Source organism: Paraflavisolibacter caeni, from assembly GCF_025628885.1.
GTDB classification, from domain to species: domain Bacteria; phylum Bacteroidota; class Bacteroidia; order Chitinophagales; family Chitinophagaceae; genus Flavisolibacter; species Flavisolibacter caeni.
Genome location: NZ_JAOTIF010000022.1, coordinates 117,083 through 134,847, shown reverse-complemented (window position 1 = coordinate 134,847; position 17,765 = coordinate 117,083). Strand labels below are relative to the sequence as shown.

Below are 17,765 nucleotides of genomic sequence, written 5' to 3'. Positions count from 1 at the left end.
AGGGGAGGTAAAATCTCTATAACAGTATACCCTCAGGGGTTACTTAGACCTAAATTGTACGCTCACCCTTTTTCACTGATGGACTCAAAACTACCCAGACCTTCCCGACTCCTCTCAAAAAATACTGCTTCAAAAAACAAACATAGGAGACCTTACTGCGGTGTAACTGCATAGGTACTCCATATTTACTCCATATCAACCCCGTACCTACCCTATACCCACACTCTACCTGTATCATACAGGTCCCTACCAACGCCCCGCGGATCCGCCCAGGCTCCCGAACCCCGGTTCGGGACATTGACCTATTCCTGCCCACCCGACTCCTACCTTCAGCATATCTGAAGCATACTTACATCATACCTGAAGCACGAAACAGATTTTGCCCCTCCCTCCAACACCCAACAAACTCCCGAAATCCGAAATCCCAAATCCGGGTTCAGTCATCCCCAACTTTAATTTTCTCCTCAGAAACTCAACAATTCCACCTCCCGTTACTCACATTCACACATCAACGATGAATTTCACCTCCCCCGCTCCTGATTTTTGTCATATCAAAAAATAATAGCAGTTGAAACGTATATACTCGAAACATCGTTTCTTTGCGCAGCGGTAAACAGCTTTCGCTGAACCGGTCTATTAATTTAAAACAATTACCAAAGCCATGAGTTACATTGCTGAAATCTTCGCCCGGCAGATCCTTGACAGCCGCGGCAATCCTACAGTAGAAGTAGACGTAGTAACCGATGACGGAGCATTCGGCCGTGCAGCCGTTCCAAGCGGAGCCAGCACTGGTATCCACGAAGCCGTTGAGTTGCGCGACGATGATAAAAAAGTGTATGTTGGAAAAGGCGTTCTGAAAGCCGTAGAAAACGTAAATAAAACAATCGCTCCGGAATTATTGGGCTTCGATGTTGCTGACCAAACAGGCATCGACCAACTGATGATTCAACTGGACGGAACTGAAAATAAAGGAAAACTAGGCGCCAACGCTTTGCTGGCCGTAAGTATGGCCGTAGCTAAAGCTGCTGCTGAAGAAGCTGGTCTGCCTTTATTCCGCTATATCGGAGGTACTAATGCCAAAACACTGCCTGTTCCAATGATGAACATCCTGAATGGTGGTGCGCACGCTGACAACAAAATCGACTTCCAGGAATTTATGGTAATGCCGGTTGGCGCTACTTCTTTCAGCGAAGGTCTGCGTTGGGGCGTTGAGATATTCCACTCCCTGAAATCAGTGCTGAAAAAGAAAGGTTACAGCACCAACGTAGGTGACGAAGGTGGTTTCGCTCCTAACATCCAGAGCAACGAAGAAGCCATCGAAACTGTTTTGGCTGCTATCGATGCTGCTGGTTACAAGGCTGGTAGCGAGGTGTTCATCGCTATGGATGCTGCAAACAGTGAACTGTATAAAAACGGTAAATACACTTTCCACAAGAGCGATGGCAAAACCCTGACTTCTGAGGAACTGGTGAAATACTGGGAAAACTGGGTGAACCAATATCCTATCATCTCTATCGAAGATGGTATGGCTGAAGACGATTGGGAAGGTTGGGCAGCTTTAACGCAAGCTATTGGCAAAAGATGTCAGCTGGTTGGTGACGACCTGTTCGTAACCAACGTTAAACGCCTCGATCAAGGTATCTCTAAAAGCATCGCTAACGGTCTGTTAGTTAAAGTTAACCAGATCGGTACCGTTACTGAAACCATCAACGCCGTTACAATGGCACAACATGCTGGTTACAACACCATTATGAGCCACCGCAGCGGTGAAACGGAAGATACAACGATCGCTGACTTGGCTGTAGCCCTGAACTGCGGTCAAATCAAAACTGGTTCTGCTAGCCGTACCGACCGTATGGCCAAATACAACCAACTGATCCGTATTGAAGAGCTATTGGGCGCTTCTGCTTACTATCCTTCTGCTAAACTGAAGTTCGGTAAATAAGATAAGTTTAACTTATCGATCATATTTAATAGTCCGGAGGTTGAAAAGTTAAACTTTTCCAGCTTCCGGACTTCTTTTTATCCGCCAGCCCAGGTCAAATTATTCTTAAAAATTTACACGCCCATACTTCTTTTCCCCGAAATTTGTATCCTGATACCTCAGCTGTGAACGCTCAACATAAATAAAACTGTAAACTATTGAAAATCATCTCTTACATACTTCCAGTTGTACGTAATAAATACCTGCTTGCAGTAATTGCCTTCGCGGTCTGGATGTTGTTTTTCGATAAAAACGACGTATTTACACAGCGGCAACGCAGAAGAGAACTGAAAGCCCTGGAAGAAAGTAAGGCGTTCTATACCGAAGAGATCGCAAAAGAAAAAAAGGTATCAGAAGAATTACGTTCCAACCCGGCAGCTATTGAAAAATATGCAAGAGAAAAGTATTTCATGAAACGGGATAATGAAGACATCTTCATTGTCGAGGATGGAAATATTCAAGCTACACAATAAGAAGTAGCAGCATGCGTTTAATAATTGTCGGAAATAACAAAATAACGTTTTCGGATTCTTATTTATGCATCATTACACGCCAGAGGACCTTATACGCTTCCTATATAAGGAGACCTCTCAAAATGAGACTGGAGCTATTGAAGATGCACTGCAAAAGGACTGGACGCTCAGAGAAAAACTGGCTGTTTTAAAGGCTTCGATAGAACGACTTAATTCCGCTTTGGAAAAACCCCGGACGGAAGCAATTCTGAGCATTTTAAGATATGCTGTATCAAGCGAGACAGTTTCGCAGTGATTTGTGAGAAACAGAAAAAGCCCAACAATTATCAACTAATTGTTGGGCTTTTTCTTTTATTTCGCTCCAAACAAAAAATTAAACCCTACTTCGTAAATCACAACACTAACAACTTACACTACTTTTATTCATGACCCGGAAAGAACGTTATAAAGAAGTTATAGAATATTTCACCAAGGCAATGCCTGAAGCAGAAACAGAGTTAAACTTTGAAAACACCTACCAACTCCTGGTAGCGGTAATACTTTCTGCTCAGTGCACAGATAAACGGGTAAACATGACAACACCTGCTTTGTTTCAGAAATATCCCAACCTGGACCGCCTCTCCAAAGCAGAATACGACGACGTCTTTGACCTGATTAAAAGTATTTCCTTCCCAGGCAATAAATCCCGCCACCTGATAGGGATGGCCCAAATGGTAATGGAAAAGTTTGGCGGCACCATACCCATGACTGTAGAGGAACTGGTACAACTGCCTGGTGTAGGCCGCAAAACAGCCAATGTAATCACTTCTGTCATTGACAACCAGCCCAATATGGCTGTAGACACCCACGTATTCCGCGTGTCGGCCCGCATTGGGTTAACGGTGAATGCCAAAACTCCTTTAGCCACTGAACAGCAATTGGTAAGCTTTGTACCTACTGACCTCGTTTATAAGTTTCACCACTGGCTGATCCTGCACGGCCGCTATACATGTCTGGCCCGCAAACCCAAATGCACTGAATGCGGGCTGACACAGATTTGCAAGTATTACAACAAAACAATTAAAGCAGAAGGCATGAAAAGCCAGGGTGTTTAAGGCCACCCATTAAAGGTGGCCCCATTCTTTGCAAACCTGGGTTTGCCAGATCACTTCCAATCAGGTATCTGCCTTGGTAAACTGCCCTGTAGTGGCATGTCTGCCTTCTGATATTTCTTCTATCAACTTACGGTCGAATGCTTCAAGGTCTTTAGGACTCCTGCTGGTTACAAGTCCATTATCCACCACAACTTCCCTATCAACCCATACAGCCCCGGCATTCTTTAAGTCGGTTTGAACTGAATAGTAAGAAGTCATTTCACGCCCACTGATCATCCCTGTTTCTATCAACAACTGGGGACCATGGCAGATAGCGGCCAATGGCTTACCCTGTTCCAGGAAATGTTGTGCGAAGCTCACCGCATCCTTATTCAGTCGTAATTTATCAGGATTCAACACACCACCAGGCAACAAGAGCGCATCATAATCATCTGGGCTTGCATCGCTCAATGGCACATCAACCGGCAATTCAATACTCCAGTGATCATGATCCCACGCTTTTACCTTATCTTTTTGTGGAGAAATAATATGCACTATTGCACCAGCATCTTCCAATGCCTTCTTAGGGTTGGTGAGTTCAACTTCCTCAAACCCATTTTCGGTTAATACGGCTACCTTTTTACCTTCAATGCTCCTTGCCATAAAGTATATTATTTAGGAACGAAAGGCCTCAAAAACCAAACCAGTGCCACTACATAAATCCCAAACATTACAATGCAACAATAAAATAGCCACGGATTTAAATCCGCGGCTATTGCAATAAACAACCATTTAAAAACAACCATTTAACCATTCACTTACATAGCAATTCTTCTATTCATCCCTTTATGTTGATACCTCTCCCACATTACCCTCTGATCATCATCCGAATCATAGCTCACTTTTGACGCTTGTCGTTTCTAGTTTCACATTCAGTACTCTTCTCTTTGTACGATTCCACTTCTTCAACTCCATCTTTACGGTAACAGCTATAGTTACAAAAAAGAGCAATATAGCAACGCCATTCAGCAAACCAGCAATCCTTCGCGCATGGATACTTTCAATCACATCAGCAACAATCCGCAGCACAAGTGATGTTTGTAGCAAAGCAAACCATACATACAGCACAGGGCGGTATATCTTTAATGGCAACTTCAACACAGCCGGGAATATAATTGGCGCATGAGAAAAGATCATTGAAAACACAAAACCAATAAAAAAGCTGTGCAGCGCAGCGTCATAACCAAAGGCAGAATGATTGCCCGCTAAAAACAGAGCAGCAGTGATCACCAACCAGGCATACCCAAATATCAATAACAAGCCCGAATACCGGTGGGGTCCTTGCTTTCGAATGGCAAACCATGCCATATCATATTTCAACAGCCAAAGGGCTATAGCTAATATGGATAGAGCAAACACAACATTCCCACTGTAGTGAAAAGGCCATATCAATCCCGCACCAACACTTCCTAAAGCTAGCAGTAAAAGATTACGCTTAAAGCTACTTAACCCAATAAAGCGGCTTAGCTCCAATCGCTCAGCAACAATGGTAAACAATAAGAATCCTATCCACCAGGTAACCGCATTGGGATAAAAGTTGGTCTTCCATATAATTACATTACCAATAAGCAGACATAAAGCCCCGGCGAAGAATACATAATTGTAAAGCTCTTTATACTGCTTAATAAAGTAGCCACATATCAATGTAAAACCAAGACTTCCCGCAATCAAAAACAATTGTGCAAGTTCTGGCTGTTGCACCAAGAAAGCGATTACACTCAAGCCATTAATTACAGGTAATAACAACACCCATTTGTTTTGAAAAGTAACAGCCCTTTCCAGCAATACCAATGTTGCTAAAAAGCTGCCCACCATCATAGCTCCATGCTGAGCAGCAACCTGGCTTACAGGTAAACTCCAGCCAATGCGTATCCATCCACCCCAGATTGCCAGCAGCAACGACAATAAGATCAGCGGCAATGGAGCTATAGCTTTATTCATCGTTTTAAGAATGCTTTTCCTAGCGACAGGTCCTTAGAAAGTTCCTGCACACTTAATGTAGAAAATTGATGATACAATTGCTGACGGGCTTCTTTATAAGTATGATGAATAGGACAGGGCTTAGCTTCTGAACATTCTTTCAGCCCTAAACCACACTCAAAAAAGAAATGCTCGCCATCAACAACCTTTACAATATCAATTAAATAAACTGGATGGGAATCAGGTGTTGCATAAAAGCCTCCGTTTGGTCCCTTGGCCGAGTTGATAATACCTTCTTTCACTAATAGCTGAAGGATCTTTGCAGTGGTATGCTCATTGGCTTCTATTTCCTCTGCTATTTCCTTTATACCGGGACGATTACTTTTCCTCGACTCTGACATTAAATAAACCGCCGCCCTAATGGCATATTTACAGGAAGTAGATAACATAAAATGTAAACTAATTATTTAAAAATCTCAGCCACTATACAGCAGCTGAGATTCATACCTTTCGCAATGATACCAAATTCAATGAAATACCACCATTTATAATCTTACATCTATATTCAACTACTTATCCCAACAATTCTTTTTCCAATATAAGCGCCTTTGGAAATAAGATATTATTCTCCAAATGGACATGCTGATGTAGGTCCGATTCTAAAGCTTCAAGCTTTTTATAAAGCAGACCAAAGCTGTTGCAACTACCGGCAGGGGGCGTATAATTATTGGTGATTTTACGCAATTGAGCCAGGAGCTCTCCTGCATTGTCATGATCAGCTTCCATCACTCTTACTGGGTCCTTAACTGATGGCAGATCTCTGAGATAAGAAAGATCACCGGTCTTCTTAGCCTGTGCCAATTCCTTGATAAATGGAAACAACACTCTTTCTTCTTTGATAAAGTGACCGGCCAGTTCTTCCTCCAAATGACGGAATAATTTCTCCACTTCAAATAACACAGGGAAATGCGCACCATGACGCCCTACCACTTTATCTACAAGATCAGAGATAATTGGCCTCTCCTGGTAAAAATAAATGTGGTGCTGGTTATAAATGTATTCAGCGAGGAAACCTGCTTCCCAACGGGTAAAGTCTAACGCTGGTGTCTTTACTTCTATGGTATGAGCATTTTCAAGCTCAGCTTCTACTATGGCCGGATCCACCTTGGCTTCTTCACATGCTTGCTTCAGTGATTTCTTTCCACCACAGCAAAAGTCAATACCGTACTTCTTAAACACCTCAGCTTTGCGTATATCCTTTGCAGCGATCTCACCAACAGATTCTCCATCTAACTTGTTTTTGGTGATCTGCACTTGCCACCATTGTGGCCCTTTTTGCAGGTACTCCCATGCAAATACAGGACCTCTCTCAGCAATCATCTGGTAGTAAAGAGGTTTGGGATCATGGTCATTTAATATTTGAAAAGCTTGACCGGGAGTCAAAGCATCAAAGTGCTTAAAGATCGTTGGATGCTTTAATCTTGGTTCTAGAAGGGTCACATTTAATACAAACACTTCTTCTGATGTCCCTTCACCTTTTTGTTCAGCCACTGTATTTTCAATTGCTTGGGGCAAAGCTGTTTTAGTAATTTCTACCTGCCATGTCTCTGGACCATTCTCAATTTTCTTCCATTCAAATGTATCTCCCCTTTCAGCTTTCATCTCATAATATAAAGGAATGGGATCGTGATCATTAATCAAAAGAAAACGCTCTCCTTCCTTCAATGCATCAAACTTTTGAAAAACAGTTGCATGTTTTAAATATGGGGGCAACGAAGGCACATGTAAACTTTCAACAGATGTCATAATAGTAATATTGTAGTTTGAGGCAATAAAAGTATATGGATACTTTTATTCAGAACCTGATTTTAGTCAGGTCCTGCAGAAATCTGTTTTCTCGATTATATGCCCTGACAAGCCGCTATTCTAACCATTTTAACATTAAGAACCCAACGGCTTGATTAATAATTAAGTCTATTAGTCAGATTATTATAGTATTTACCCTTAACTCTTCAATTTGAGTTAAGCCCTACATTTAACAATCAATTTTAAATTCGTAATTTACAGATAAGATAAATGACCCTTTTATGAAGACATTTTTACTTTCCATAATTACCACCTTACTTTTTTATACTGCTGGCCATGCCCAGAATGGAAAAGTCAATAGCTTGCCTCCTGGTCGTTATGAAACTGTTTTAAAACAGGCTCCTAAAAAATGGACTCAGGGTGACATTATTATTTTAGATGATCAACGCTATAAAGTTTCAACCAGCAATGACATTGGGGAATATAGATTTAGCGCTACAGCACAACGTATTTTCTTTCTAAGCGGTCCTCTCAAAACTGTTTATGCCAAAACGCTCACCACAGGTAATCAGCCTTCCATTATACTTCCTCTTTCTGAGAATTCACGTCAAGGGGTTGATATGGTGGGAACAGATGTATTAGCAGTGCTAAAGAAATCTTCTGATTGATCTTACATCAATAACCAAATCTCACCAGAGATTCTCTTTTTCCATGTAACCATTAACTTTTGTGCTTCGGTGGTCCATAAAACGATCATTCTCTTTACACATATCCACTTGCTCTGGCAATCTTTTTGCGATTTCAGATCTAAAAGAGCCATGAACTTAAAAAGAGTGTTCGGAGTTATTTTAACTGTACTGGGGATTGTGGGATTGATTTATGCAGCGATCGTATTTATTAATAGCGGGGGCGCATCAAAGGAAATCAAATCACTGATTGTATATGGCATCCTGGGCGCCGTTTTCTTTTTCACAGGCATTGGCCTTATCAGAGATACCCGTGATGACGCACGTCCTCCAATTCGCTAGACTACTGGATGCGCCAGTCTATTTCCATAGCATGTCCCTATAAAACTTGAGTCCTATGAAAAAATAAATTTTAGAAATGTGTTTTCTATAAATGCTGCATGTGGTAATTTGGCAGCGTGAGCTTGATTTTAAATATCGATACGGCCGTCCAAACGGCTTCAGTTTGCCTATCAAGGGATGGTGAAAATATGGGCCTTAAAATTAATCCATCGCAAAAAGATCATGCGGCTTGGCTTCATATTGCTATTAATGACCTGTTACAACAACATTCCCTTTCCCTCAGCAGTTTAGATGCTATTGCAGTGAGTGCAGGCCCGGGTTCTTATACAGGTCTTAGGGTAGGCATGGCTACTGCCAAAGGCTTGTGCTATGCACTTAACCTTCCACTTATTACAGTTGGAACGCTGCAAATGATGGCAATGGCGGCAGTAGACGAACCTACCGATTTATTGTGCCCAATGATTGATGCAAGAAGGATGGAGGTCTTTACAGCCACATATAACAAAAGTTTAACAGAAGTAATTTTACCATCCAACATCATATTAACGGAAACCTATTTACTTGACTTATTAGAAAATAATACGATAACCTTCTTTGGGAATGGAAGTACTAAATTTTTGAAGCTCATCAATAATAACAATGCAATTTTTAAGCAGTTAGATGCAACTGCGGAGCACTTAGCAAAACTTTCTAATACTTTTTTTATACAACAAAAGTTTTCGGATCTGGCATACAGCGAGCCTTTTTATGGTAAAGAGTTCTATTCACCAGCCCATAACGTATAACTATTATCATATAAGTAGCAGTTTGTATTTCGTATATTTACTTATACTTTTGTAACAGAGTTAAGATTGTATCTATGAATAATGTATTAGAAAATTCAGCTACCGTGAATGGTGAGTTAAAAATTGACATACTCCAGCTTAAGAAGGCTGCTCTTATTTTAAGAGCTGTAAATCACAAACTTCGCCAGCAAATTTTGAAGCTGCTCCACCAAAACGAGAAAATGACTGTAACAGAGATTTATGTCAAGCTCCGTTTGGAACAGTCTGTGGCTTCTCAACACCTGGCAATTTTGAGAAAAGCAGGTTTTGTGAATACCCTTCGAGATGGCAAATTCATTTTTTACTCAGTTAATCACGACCGCCTAAACCAGGTCCATAACTTTGTTCATGAACTGCTGAAATAGCATTAACGCTTGCCGACAAAACCTTTGGGTGCAATAAGTAAATTTACCTTTGCAGCTAAAGGTTTTTTTATGTACATACAACAAGGACAAACTAATTTATGAATGAAGAATTAAATAAAGAAGATAAAAACCTGGGCCCTGTAGTGCAAAAAGGATTGCAGCCATTATCTGTTGAGGCTGTAAAAATAGCTGCTCAGAATGATGCTACACTGTTAGATACCCGCCAACCTCAGGAGTTTACCATGGGTTTTATTCCCGGCTCAATCAGCATTGGATTGGATGAACATTTTGCTGAATGGGCGAACCAGTTGATCTCTTATGACAAACCAATTGTGTTGATAGCAAATGCCGGCGAAGAAAGAGAAAGCCTGGCCCAACTGGCAGAGCTCGGCTTTACCAACTTTGCAGGGTACCTGCAAGGTAGCATTGCTGCCTGGCAAAAGGCAGGAGAAGAAATCGATATCATTATAGACGTAGAAGCCGATGAGCTAGCTATGGATATTCCGTTTGATGAAAGGCTAGTGGTAATTGATGTAAGAAGGCCTGTAGAGTTTGCTGGAGGACATGTAAAAGATGCCCTTAATATCCCTCTTGATGAGTTAGCGGATACAGTGAGCATTGCCAGTATTGAAGAGGACCAGAACATCTATATCCATTGTGACAGCGGTTATAGAAGTGTTATTGCAGCTTCCTTACTGAAGCGACAGGGACTTCATAACCTTCGTAATGTTTTAGGCGGATGGGACAAAATAAGGGATGAGGATAGAATTGAAAAGGAAAAAGAAAATACCAACCTGAATTAAACATAACTACCTATATAACAAAACCTCACTTATGAGTAGTGAGGTTTTGTTATAATCAGATCATTGATCACTCCCGATCAATCACTTTTCCATATTCCGGCTTCCATTCATGCTTCCATCTGCGGTGGCTCCAAAGCCACATATCGGGGCGGTCGCTGATTACTTTCTCCAGGTAAGTAACATAGCGCTTGGTAAGCTCTAACTCTGGAAGTGAAGCAGGATCTGTGGTTGCAAGAGTAAAATGGGCCTCATAATAGCCGCGCTTCGGCTTTGTGAAATAACAAAACACCACAGCTGAATTATTTGATCTCGCTCCTTTTTCCGGCCCCTTGACAAAAGGAGCTGGCCGGTTAAAGAAATTGAACCACCATGCAAACCGAAGATTCCCTGGATTCTGGTCAGCAACCAGTGCTATTAAGTATTGCTGGTTTCTGTAAGGGATCATATCATTGCGCATATTGTGGGCAGAAAGCAATTTAACACCAGTACGCGTACGCATATATTTAAACAAGCGATCGAATATCCTGTTCTGAATAGGCATATAAACAGTTAGCATCTGGTAGGGCGTTAAACTGGTAATGGCCAGGTTACCTAATTCCCAGTTAAAGTTGTGAGCCAGGAGCACATGGCACTTTTTGCCCTGAGCGTATAGCGTATCAAAAATTTCAGGATTACAATTAAAATGTTTTTTGAAATAGCGATCGCCGGCACTTAAAAACTTGATGGTTTCTATAAAATTATCTGTGAAATTCCTGTAGAATTGTTTAGCGATCCGCAACTTTTCCTTTTCTGACTTCTCGGGAAAAGCAATAGAAAGGTTTTGTAACACTATCTTTTTCCGGTATCCCAAAATATGATAAATGATCAAATAAGCAAAGTCCGAAAACACGTACAAAACCCGGATCGGTAATAAAGATAAAAGATACAAAGGCCCAAAAACTATGTAATACATAAGGGGGGCAAAGATAAGGTCAAATCATCCAGCAAATCCTACACCCCCTGCCCTACGGCCTATAACACGATATTCTGTATCAAAACAGATTTTTCAGGGAAATCGGTATTATAATGGAGGCCACGGCTCTCTTTGCGGAAAGAAGCCCCTTTAATGATCAGGTAGCCTACAGTAATCATATTACGCAATTCGAGTAATTGAGGTGATACAGAAGTACTTTCATATAGATCTTCAGTTTCTTCAAACAAAAGGTCAATGCGCTTCATGGCACGCTGTAAACGCACATTGTTGCGAACGATACCTACATAATCGCTCATTACCTGCTGCAGTTCCTTCAGACTTTGGGTAATCAGGATCATCTCTTTGGGGTCTGAAGTTCCGGAAGCATTCCAATCGGGTATATCTTCAAAAGCACCCTGCCAATGATGATAAGGAGCGTCGATAGTGTTTACAGAATCTACAAAACACCTGTGGGCAAACACCATAGCTTCCAATAAAGAGTTGGAAGCCAAACGGTTGGCACCATGCAAGCCGGTAGACGAACATTCACCACAGGCATACAAATTACGGATAGAAGTATGTCCCCACTCATCCGTTTTAATACCGCCGCAACTGTAGTGCGCTGCCGGGGCAACCGGAATCATATTCACAGCTACGTCAATGCCGATGGATAAGCACTTCTCGTAAATGTTGGGAAAATGCTCCTTAAACTTATGCTGATCCATATGCCGGCAATCAAGGTACACATGCTCAGTACCAGTCCGTTTCATTTCACTGTCTATGGCACGGGCAACAATGTCACGAGGTGCCAGGTCCTTCCGCGGATCATAACGCTCCATGAAGGCCTCGCCATGTACGTTACGCAAAATGCCACCATCACCACGTACAGCTTCGGTGATTAAAAAGGCCTGTCCACGTTTACCCGCCTCGTACAAAGCCGTCGGGTGAAACTGTATGAATTCCATATTCTCGATACGGCCTTTAGCACGGTACACCATAGCTACTCCGTCGCCAGTAGCAATAGCAGGGTTGGTAGTGGTGCGGTACACCTGCCCATTACCTCCAGTGGCCAGCATTGTAATGCCAGCTACGATCTTTTCGATGCGATGATTGTTCGTATTGAGGATGTAAACACCATAACATTCAATATCAGGTGTCGACTTAGTGACCAAGTAACCTAAATGGTGCTGGGTAATGATATCAATTACAAAGCAATGATTGAACATTTCAATATTGGGCGCAGCTTCGATTGCCTCCAGCAAAGCCCTTTCGATTTCCTTACCGGTGACATCTTTATGATGCAGTATACGAAACTCGGAGTGACCACCCTCTTTACCCAGCCGGTAATCCCCAGATGGAGCTTTGTCAAACTGAGTTCCCCAGTCTATGATTTCCTGCACACGTGCAGGTCCTTCTTTCACCACTATTTCAACTACTTCTTTGTTACACAAGCCATCTCCGGCAATCAATGTGTCTTCAATATGCTTTTCGAAACTGTCATTTTCCAGGTCGTTTACTACGGCTACCCCACCCTGTGCGTATTTGGTGTTGGTTTCATCTGCAGCGGCCTTGGTGAGGACCATCACTTTTTTATCCGGAAAATGCTGAGCCACCTTTAGCGCATATACCAAACCAGCAATCCCGGAGCCTATCACTAAAAAATCTGTTTGCATTGATCAGTTTAAAGTTTAGGGTAAGTAGTACCAGCAAATAATTTTGCCGAGTGCGAAGTTAAACTTAACGACAATCCAGCCAAGGGACAAATCAGATCGTTTGTGAATCCGGAGACTGAGGATATTGCCTTAACCTGGATTTGGGGTATATAAGGAACCGAAGGAATGGAGGGAATGAGAAATGGGTGAAGGAAATGATATGAGGATACTAGGGTATGGGTTGGGTGAAAAATGGTTTCTAGGCTCAAGTACGGCTAAGATACGGCTAAGGTACGGCTCAAGTACGGCTCAAGTACGGCTCAGGTATGGCTCAGGTATGGATTCAGGGTCAAGAGGAAGGGAGGGGTCAAAATCTGTTTCGTGCACTAAGTATACTTGAAGTATGCTTGAAGTGTGCTTGATCTATACACCATCCCTACTTCAGGTAGGCTGAAGGGACGGAGTAGGGAGGAAGGAATGAAGAATGAAGGCTAGCTCAACATTTATTTCCAACTCTTTGCAATCCTACAACAACATATCCCCCCTAACATTGTTAACTTTGCAGCCACAAAATTAATTATGATCCGTAAGCAGGAAGTCCTAGAGGACGTAGTTATAAAATTTGCCGGAGATAGTGGTGATGGTATGCAGCTGACCGGTACACAATTTACCAATAATACCGCATTGCTGGGCACCGACCTGTCCACATTCCCGGATTTCCCGGCGGAGATCCGGGCGCCACAGGGAACCATTCCAGGGGTGAGTGGTTACCAGCTCCGCTTTTCCAGCGAAAGCATTCACACACCTGGCGATAGCTGGGATGTGCTGGTAGCGATGAACGCCGCTGCCTTGAAAACCAACTTAAAGAACCTGAAAAAGGGTGCAAAGATCATCGTCAACACAGACGGTTTTGATGTCAAAAACCTTCGCCTGGCCAACTATCCCGATGGCGTTAATCCGTTGACGAACGGCAGCCTGGATGGCTACGAGGTCATTCAAATGGACATCACCAAGATGACCCGTGAGGCTCTGAAGGATTACCAGATGGGTACAAAGGAAAAAGACCGGGCAAAGAACATGTTCGTGCTGGGCTTTTTATACTGGATGTATGACCGGGACATGCACAATACGGAAGACTTTTTACGGGAAAAGTTTGGCAACAAGCCAGAAATCCTGGAAAGTAACTTAAAAGTGCTTCAGGCTGGCTATAATTACGGCGATACTACCGAAACATTTACCACTCAGTATAAAGTTGAGAAGGCGCATATAGCACCGGGCCACTACCGCTCCATTATGGGCAACCAGGCGCTGGCATATGGGCTGATTGCAGCTTCGGTAAAAAGCGGACTTACGGTATTCTTAGGTACCTACCCTATTACACCTGCATCGGATATATTACACGAGCTGAGCAAGCATAAAAACTTTGGTATCAAAACCTTCCAGGCGGAAGATGAGATTGCCGGTATCACCTCTGCAATTGGTGCAGCCTACGGTGGCCACTTGGGCGTAACCACTACTTCTGGCCCAGGTCTGGCTCTGAAAACAGAGGCTATGGGGCTTGCAGTGATGCTGGAAATTCCCCTGTTGGTTATAGATGTTCAAAGGGGTGGACCTTCTACAGGTTTACCAACCAAAACTGAGCAAAGCGACTTATTGCAGGCCTATTACGGAAGAAACGGTGAATGTCCGATGCCGGTAATAGCTGCCGCGACACCGAGCGACTGTTTTGCGGCCGTTTATGAAGCTGTTCGTATTGCGATAGAACACATGACGCCGGTGATCTTCTTAAGTGATGGCTATATTGCCAATGGTGCAGAACCCTGGAAGTATCCTAACAGCAGCCAGCTGAATCCTATACATGTTAAGTTCAAAACTGAATTAGGACACGAAGAGACCAAATTCCAGCCCTATTTGCGCGATGAGAACCTGGTTCGTCCATGGGCTTTGCCTGGAACACCTGGTCTTGAGCACCGCATCGGTGGCCTGGAAAAAGAAAATATTACCGGTAATGTCAGCTATGACCCAGAAAACCACCAGCTGATGGTGAAGATCCGGCAGGAAAAAGTGGACAAGATTGCCTTTAATATTCCTGACCAGGAGTTGGACAATGGTCCTGAAAGCGGCGACATGCTGGTCCTGGGCTGGGGCTCTACTTACGGGGTTATTAAAACAGCTGTGGAAGAATTGCTTGAGGAGGGTTACAGTGTAGCACATGCTCACTTACGTCACCTGCGTCCATTCCCTAAAAACTTAGGGGACATCCTGAAAAAATATAAAACAGTTCTGATTCCTGAGATCAACAATGGCCAGCTCATCAAGATCATCCGCAGTGAGTTTTTGATCGATGCTAAAGGATACAACAAGATCATGGGAACGCCTATTACAAAGGCAGAGCTGGAAGAAGAAATCAAGAGTTACCTCACCCCTGGCACTTCCCTAAATGGAGGAACAGGTTCTGCTCAAACGGAGAAAGGAATAGCTGCGGTGCAAGGCTAGTGAGATGGTCATTCTTTTAAGAATTGCCAATTGCTTTTAAGAAAAAGATGTAAAGTAAATACTCCCTATAAAAGCGCCCGGACTTTTTAGTGTCCGGGCGCTTTGTTTTTTAGCGGGTATATAAAAGGCGGAGGGTGTTAATAGCAATGATGGAGATTAATAATCAATGAGCTGTCCTGGCTCGGCAGTTGGGGAGCCAATGATGGCGGCGATGCCAAAGGCGATACTTGATAAAATTATGCCCCACATGAAAATGGTATAGGCGATACGCAGATAACGGTACTTCTTTGACAATACGACGCCCAAGAAATAAATGTCCTTGATCATGCTATTATACAGGTATTCGCGATCTTTCAGCATTTCATTCATACCCCACTGGTATTCTTCCAACTTCATCCGGTAGAAATTGCCAAAGAAAAGAAGGTTGGTTTTTTTGGCGCGTATATCTTCTTCACTAAACTTACCGCTGCTTATGGATGGCCTGGTAGCCAGGATGGCGAAAATAATCGTAGAGATGCTCACCAACAATAAAGTAATAGTCGGTATGATAAATTGCCTTTCATAAACAATGCGTCCTAAAAGCACTGTAAGGACAACCGAAATAATAATGGCATTCACGGAGATCATTATGTGCGCTTTGCTGTCTGCAAGCCCGCTCAATTCAAAATGGTTGTGCGAGGTTGTGCGGAACATCGTTTGCGCACCACGCTCTGTATTCTTTTGTTGTTCTTTGGCCTCTTTATTAGTAGCTGCAGGCTCTGAAAGGTAGGGAAAGGCTACTTTTTTTTCTTCTTTTTCCTCGACCACCTTTACCTGCTTCTTTTTCTTCAGGCGGTCCAGGTTTTCATGCTTTTTAGGCTCCAGCTTCTCCAACCCATAGTCTGTAAAATATTTATGATTTTCAAGGAAGCTGATGTTGTTTTTACGCCATTCCTTCTTATCAATCTTCAATCCCAGTAAACTTTCCTGTTCCTGTCTGAGTAATTGACTCCTGGCTTTGAAATCATCTGTTGCCAGGTGAAACAGGTCGGCATCGCATAGTATTTTCTCAATAAGACTTACTGGTGACTGGGGCATTCGTGTAGCCTCTATGCAGGAGCCGACTCTTTGAATAACAGTTTCATCGACATTATTACGATTTAAAAAAGCTGTGGCGATCTTGATACTTTCATCTTCATGACCTGTTGCTTCGCCTTTGGTATAACCAGTATCATGAAACCATGCAGCTAATAGGAGCACTAAATGGTCTTCATCATTCAATCGATAATGATCAGCCATATAGCTGGATGCCTCCACAACATCTTCAGTGTGTTCAAGGCTATGAAAAACAAATTCAGGTTTCACCTGGTGTGTGAAAAGATCTGTTACATAATTCCGGACTGCTGTCAATAGTTCTGCTGAGGTTTCACTCATGGCTGGTGCGTTGTTTGATACTTAAAGTTATTAAATGATGAGCAAGATATTTCAAACACAATGCCCGGCTTTAGTTTTAGTTTCCTTGTTTGGCCTTCTAACGCTTATTACATCATGCAAGGAGAAAGGAATTGGCTCGCCCCGTGGCTATAATTTGGATAAACCTGTACGCAGAGAATTGGGCAAAGTTCTCAACGAAATTTCAGGTTTGAGTTATAACACTGATGACAATACCTTATTAGCCATATCGGACAGCAGGACGAAAATATTTGCCATTAACCTCCAGACACAAAAGCTAAGCGATTACGCCAAAAAGTTCTTCGAACAAAAGGATTTTGAAGACCTTGTTAAGCTTGACTCTTTTGTTTATGTGCTGATCAGCAATGGAACGATCCTGGAAGTTCCGCTAAAAGTAAATGACAGTGAACATACCAATGCGTATTCTTTTTGGCTGACAGGTAAAAATGACTTTGAAACCCTCTATTACGATTCTGCAGCCAAAGGACTGATCATGATCTGTAAAAGCTGTGCAGACGAGAAAGGAAAAGAAGAACGAACAGCTTATCGCTTTGATCTAACTGGCAAAAAATTTGATTCTACCGCCTTTTATACTATAAGCAGTAAGGATGTAAAAGCTTTATTAAAAGATGATGAAGTTGAATTCAAGCCCTCTGCTGCCGCTATTAATCCAAAAGACAAACGCCTTTATATTCTTTCTTCTGCCGGACAATTGCTGGTGATTACAGATACAAAAGGTAATGTATTGGAGGCTTATAGATTGCATCCCGACCAGCATCCCCAGGCAGAAGGCATAACCTTCAGTCCCAAAGGAACTATGTTTATAAGCAATGAAGGTAAGTTCGGAAAAGCAACATTACAGGTTTATGCATACCGGGTACACACAAAGCAAAAATGA

Annotated in this window: 18 protein-coding genes; 11 read left to right on the top strand and 7 right to left on the bottom strand. The window is 42.5% G+C overall.

The window, feature by feature from the left end:
- Positions 1-661 precede the first annotated feature (661 nt).
- From eno to nth, 4 genes are all read left to right on the top strand, one after another.
- Positions 662-1,945 (top strand): phosphopyruvate hydratase, encoded by a 1,284-nt coding sequence (gene eno, locus OCK74_RS21500; RefSeq protein ID WP_279299150.1) that lies wholly within the window; start codon positions 662-664, stop codon positions 1,943-1,945.
- Between the two features lie 197 nt (positions 1,946-2,142).
- Positions 2,143-2,457 (top strand): FtsB family cell division protein, encoded by a 315-nt coding sequence (locus OCK74_RS21495; protein WP_279299149.1) that lies wholly within the window; start codon positions 2,143-2,145, stop codon positions 2,455-2,457.
- 64 nt (positions 2,458-2,521) lie between these two features.
- A complete protein-coding gene (locus tag OCK74_RS21490; RefSeq protein WP_279299148.1) occupies positions 2,522-2,752 on the top strand; it encodes a hypothetical protein in 231 nt (76 codons plus the stop codon).
- 130 nt (positions 2,753-2,882) lie between these two features.
- Entirely contained in the window at positions 2,883-3,551 is a 669-nt protein-coding gene (nth, locus tag OCK74_RS21485; protein ID WP_279299147.1) for an endonuclease III, read from the top strand.
- A gap of 60 nt (positions 3,552-3,611) precedes the next feature.
- Here nth and OCK74_RS21480 read toward each other — a convergent pair whose 3' ends face one another.
- The 4 genes from OCK74_RS21480 to ric all read right to left on the bottom strand — a co-directional run bounded on the left by OCK74_RS21480 (position 3,612) and on the right by ric (position 7,316).
- Entirely contained in the window at positions 3,612-4,193 is a 582-nt protein-coding gene (locus tag OCK74_RS21480; RefSeq protein WP_279299146.1) for a type 1 glutamine amidotransferase domain-containing protein, read from the bottom strand.
- A gap of 228 nt (positions 4,194-4,421) precedes the next feature.
- Positions 4,422-5,531 (bottom strand): hypothetical protein, encoded by a 1,110-nt coding sequence (locus tag OCK74_RS21475; RefSeq protein ID WP_279299145.1) that lies wholly within the window; start codon positions 5,529-5,531, stop codon positions 4,422-4,424.
- Complete coding sequence (locus tag OCK74_RS21470) at positions 5,528-5,959, bottom strand: RrF2 family transcriptional regulator (RefSeq protein WP_279299144.1); 432 nt, start codon at positions 5,957-5,959, stop codon at positions 5,528-5,530. The genes OCK74_RS21475 and OCK74_RS21470 overlap by 4 nt, the downstream gene beginning before the upstream one ends.
- 124 nt (positions 5,960-6,083) lie before the next feature.
- Positions 6,084-7,316, bottom strand: a complete 1,233-nt coding sequence (ric, locus tag OCK74_RS21465) for an iron-sulfur cluster repair di-iron protein (RefSeq protein WP_279299143.1) — start codon at positions 7,314-7,316, stop codon at positions 6,084-6,086.
- A 281-nt stretch (positions 7,317-7,597) separates the two neighbouring features.
- On the opposite strand from ric, the gene OCK74_RS21460 reads away from it, so the two are divergent.
- The 5 genes from OCK74_RS21460 (at position 7,598) to OCK74_RS21440 (ending at position 10,336) form a co-directional block, all read left to right on the top strand.
- The gene (locus tag OCK74_RS21460; protein ID WP_279299142.1) at positions 7,598-7,984 is read left to right on the top strand and encodes a hypothetical protein; all 387 of its coding nucleotides are present in this window, start codon (positions 7,598-7,600) and stop codon (positions 7,982-7,984) included.
- A gap of 150 nt (positions 7,985-8,134) precedes the next feature.
- A complete protein-coding gene (locus OCK74_RS21455) occupies positions 8,135-8,344 on the top strand; it encodes a hypothetical protein (RefSeq protein ID WP_279299141.1) in 210 nt (69 codons plus the stop codon).
- Positions 8,345-8,460: 116 nt separating this feature from the next.
- Positions 8,461-9,129: a tRNA (adenosine(37)-N6)-threonylcarbamoyltransferase complex dimerization subunit type 1 TsaB gene (gene tsaB / locus OCK74_RS21450; RefSeq protein WP_279299140.1), complete on the top strand. Its 669-nt coding sequence runs from the start codon at positions 8,461-8,463 to the stop codon at positions 9,127-9,129.
- Between the two features lie 74 nt (positions 9,130-9,203).
- Positions 9,204-9,533 carry an ArsR/SmtB family transcription factor gene (locus tag OCK74_RS21445; protein WP_279299139.1) on the top strand — a complete coding sequence of 110 codons (330 nt, stop codon included), beginning with the start codon at positions 9,204-9,206 and terminating at the stop codon, positions 9,531-9,533.
- A gap of 98 nt (positions 9,534-9,631) precedes the next feature.
- Positions 9,632-10,336, top strand: a complete 705-nt coding sequence (locus tag OCK74_RS21440; protein ID WP_279299138.1) for a rhodanese-like domain-containing protein — start codon at positions 9,632-9,634, stop codon at positions 10,334-10,336.
- A gap of 67 nt (positions 10,337-10,403) precedes the next feature.
- On the opposite strand, the gene OCK74_RS21435 is transcribed toward OCK74_RS21440, so the two are convergent.
- Both OCK74_RS21435 and nadB read right to left on the bottom strand, forming a co-directional pair.
- The gene (locus OCK74_RS21435) at positions 10,404-11,288 is read right to left on the bottom strand and encodes a lysophospholipid acyltransferase family protein (protein ID WP_279299137.1); all 885 of its coding nucleotides are present in this window, start codon (positions 11,286-11,288) and stop codon (positions 10,404-10,406) included.
- Positions 11,289-11,347: 59 nt separating this feature from the next.
- Positions 11,348-12,961 (bottom strand): L-aspartate oxidase, encoded by a 1,614-nt coding sequence (gene nadB / locus OCK74_RS21430; protein WP_279299136.1) that lies wholly within the window; start codon positions 12,959-12,961, stop codon positions 11,348-11,350.
- Between the two features lie 558 nt (positions 12,962-13,519).
- Between nadB and OCK74_RS21425 the strand changes: the two genes are divergently transcribed.
- A complete protein-coding gene (locus OCK74_RS21425; RefSeq protein ID WP_279299135.1) occupies positions 13,520-15,436 on the top strand; it encodes a 2-oxoacid:acceptor oxidoreductase subunit alpha in 1,917 nt (638 codons plus the stop codon).
- 156 nt (positions 15,437-15,592) lie between these two features.
- On the opposite strand, the gene OCK74_RS21420 is transcribed toward OCK74_RS21425, so the two are convergent.
- Positions 15,593-16,849 carry a Pycsar system effector family protein gene (locus OCK74_RS21420; protein WP_279299134.1) on the bottom strand — a complete coding sequence of 419 codons (1,257 nt, stop codon included), beginning with the start codon at positions 16,847-16,849 and terminating at the stop codon, positions 15,593-15,595.
- 34 nt (positions 16,850-16,883) lie between these two features.
- Here OCK74_RS21420 and OCK74_RS21415 point away from each other — a divergent pair, with 34 nt between their 5' ends.
- Positions 16,884-17,765, top strand: coding sequence for an SdiA-regulated domain-containing protein (locus OCK74_RS21415; protein ID WP_279299133.1), 882 nt, complete (start codon positions 16,884-16,886; stop codon positions 17,763-17,765).

Coding starts and splice junctions, on each gene's coding strand:
- OCK74_RS21415 (WP_279299133.1), top strand. CDS start 16,884: ATGATGAGCAAGATATTTCAAACACAATGCCCGGCTTTAGTTTTAGTT.
- OCK74_RS21445 (WP_279299139.1), top strand. CDS start 9,204: ATGAATAATGTATTAGAAAATTCAGCTACCGTGAATGGTGAGTTAAAA.
- nadB (WP_279299136.1), bottom strand. CDS start 12,961: ATGCAAACAGATTTTTTAGTGATAGGCTCCGGGATTGCTGGTTTGGTA.
- OCK74_RS21455 (WP_279299141.1), top strand. CDS start 8,135: ATGAACTTAAAAAGAGTGTTCGGAGTTATTTTAACTGTACTGGGGATT.
- OCK74_RS21475 (WP_279299145.1), bottom strand. CDS start 5,531: ATGAATAAAGCTATAGCTCCATTGCCGCTGATCTTATTGTCGTTGCTG.
- OCK74_RS21420 (WP_279299134.1), bottom strand. CDS start 16,849: ATGAGTGAAACCTCAGCAGAACTATTGACAGCAGTCCGGAATTATGTA.
- OCK74_RS21490 (WP_279299148.1), top strand. CDS start 2,522: ATGCATCATTACACGCCAGAGGACCTTATACGCTTCCTATATAAGGAG.
- OCK74_RS21435 (WP_279299137.1), bottom strand. CDS start 11,288: ATGTATTACATAGTTTTTGGGCCTTTGTATCTTTTATCTTTATTACCG.
- OCK74_RS21425 (WP_279299135.1), top strand. CDS start 13,520: ATGATCCGTAAGCAGGAAGTCCTAGAGGACGTAGTTATAAAATTTGCC.
- OCK74_RS21460 (WP_279299142.1), top strand. CDS start 7,598: ATGAAGACATTTTTACTTTCCATAATTACCACCTTACTTTTTTATACT.
- OCK74_RS21440 (WP_279299138.1), top strand. CDS start 9,632: ATGAATGAAGAATTAAATAAAGAAGATAAAAACCTGGGCCCTGTAGTG.
- ric (WP_279299143.1), bottom strand. CDS start 7,316: ATGACATCTGTTGAAAGTTTACATGTGCCTTCGTTGCCCCCATATTTA.
- nth (WP_279299147.1), top strand. CDS start 2,883: ATGACCCGGAAAGAACGTTATAAAGAAGTTATAGAATATTTCACCAAG.
- eno (WP_279299150.1), top strand. CDS start 662: ATGAGTTACATTGCTGAAATCTTCGCCCGGCAGATCCTTGACAGCCGC.
- OCK74_RS21480 (WP_279299146.1), bottom strand. CDS start 4,193: ATGGCAAGGAGCATTGAAGGTAAAAAGGTAGCCGTATTAACCGAAAAT.
- OCK74_RS21470 (WP_279299144.1), bottom strand. CDS start 5,959: ATGTTATCTACTTCCTGTAAATATGCCATTAGGGCGGCGGTTTATTTA.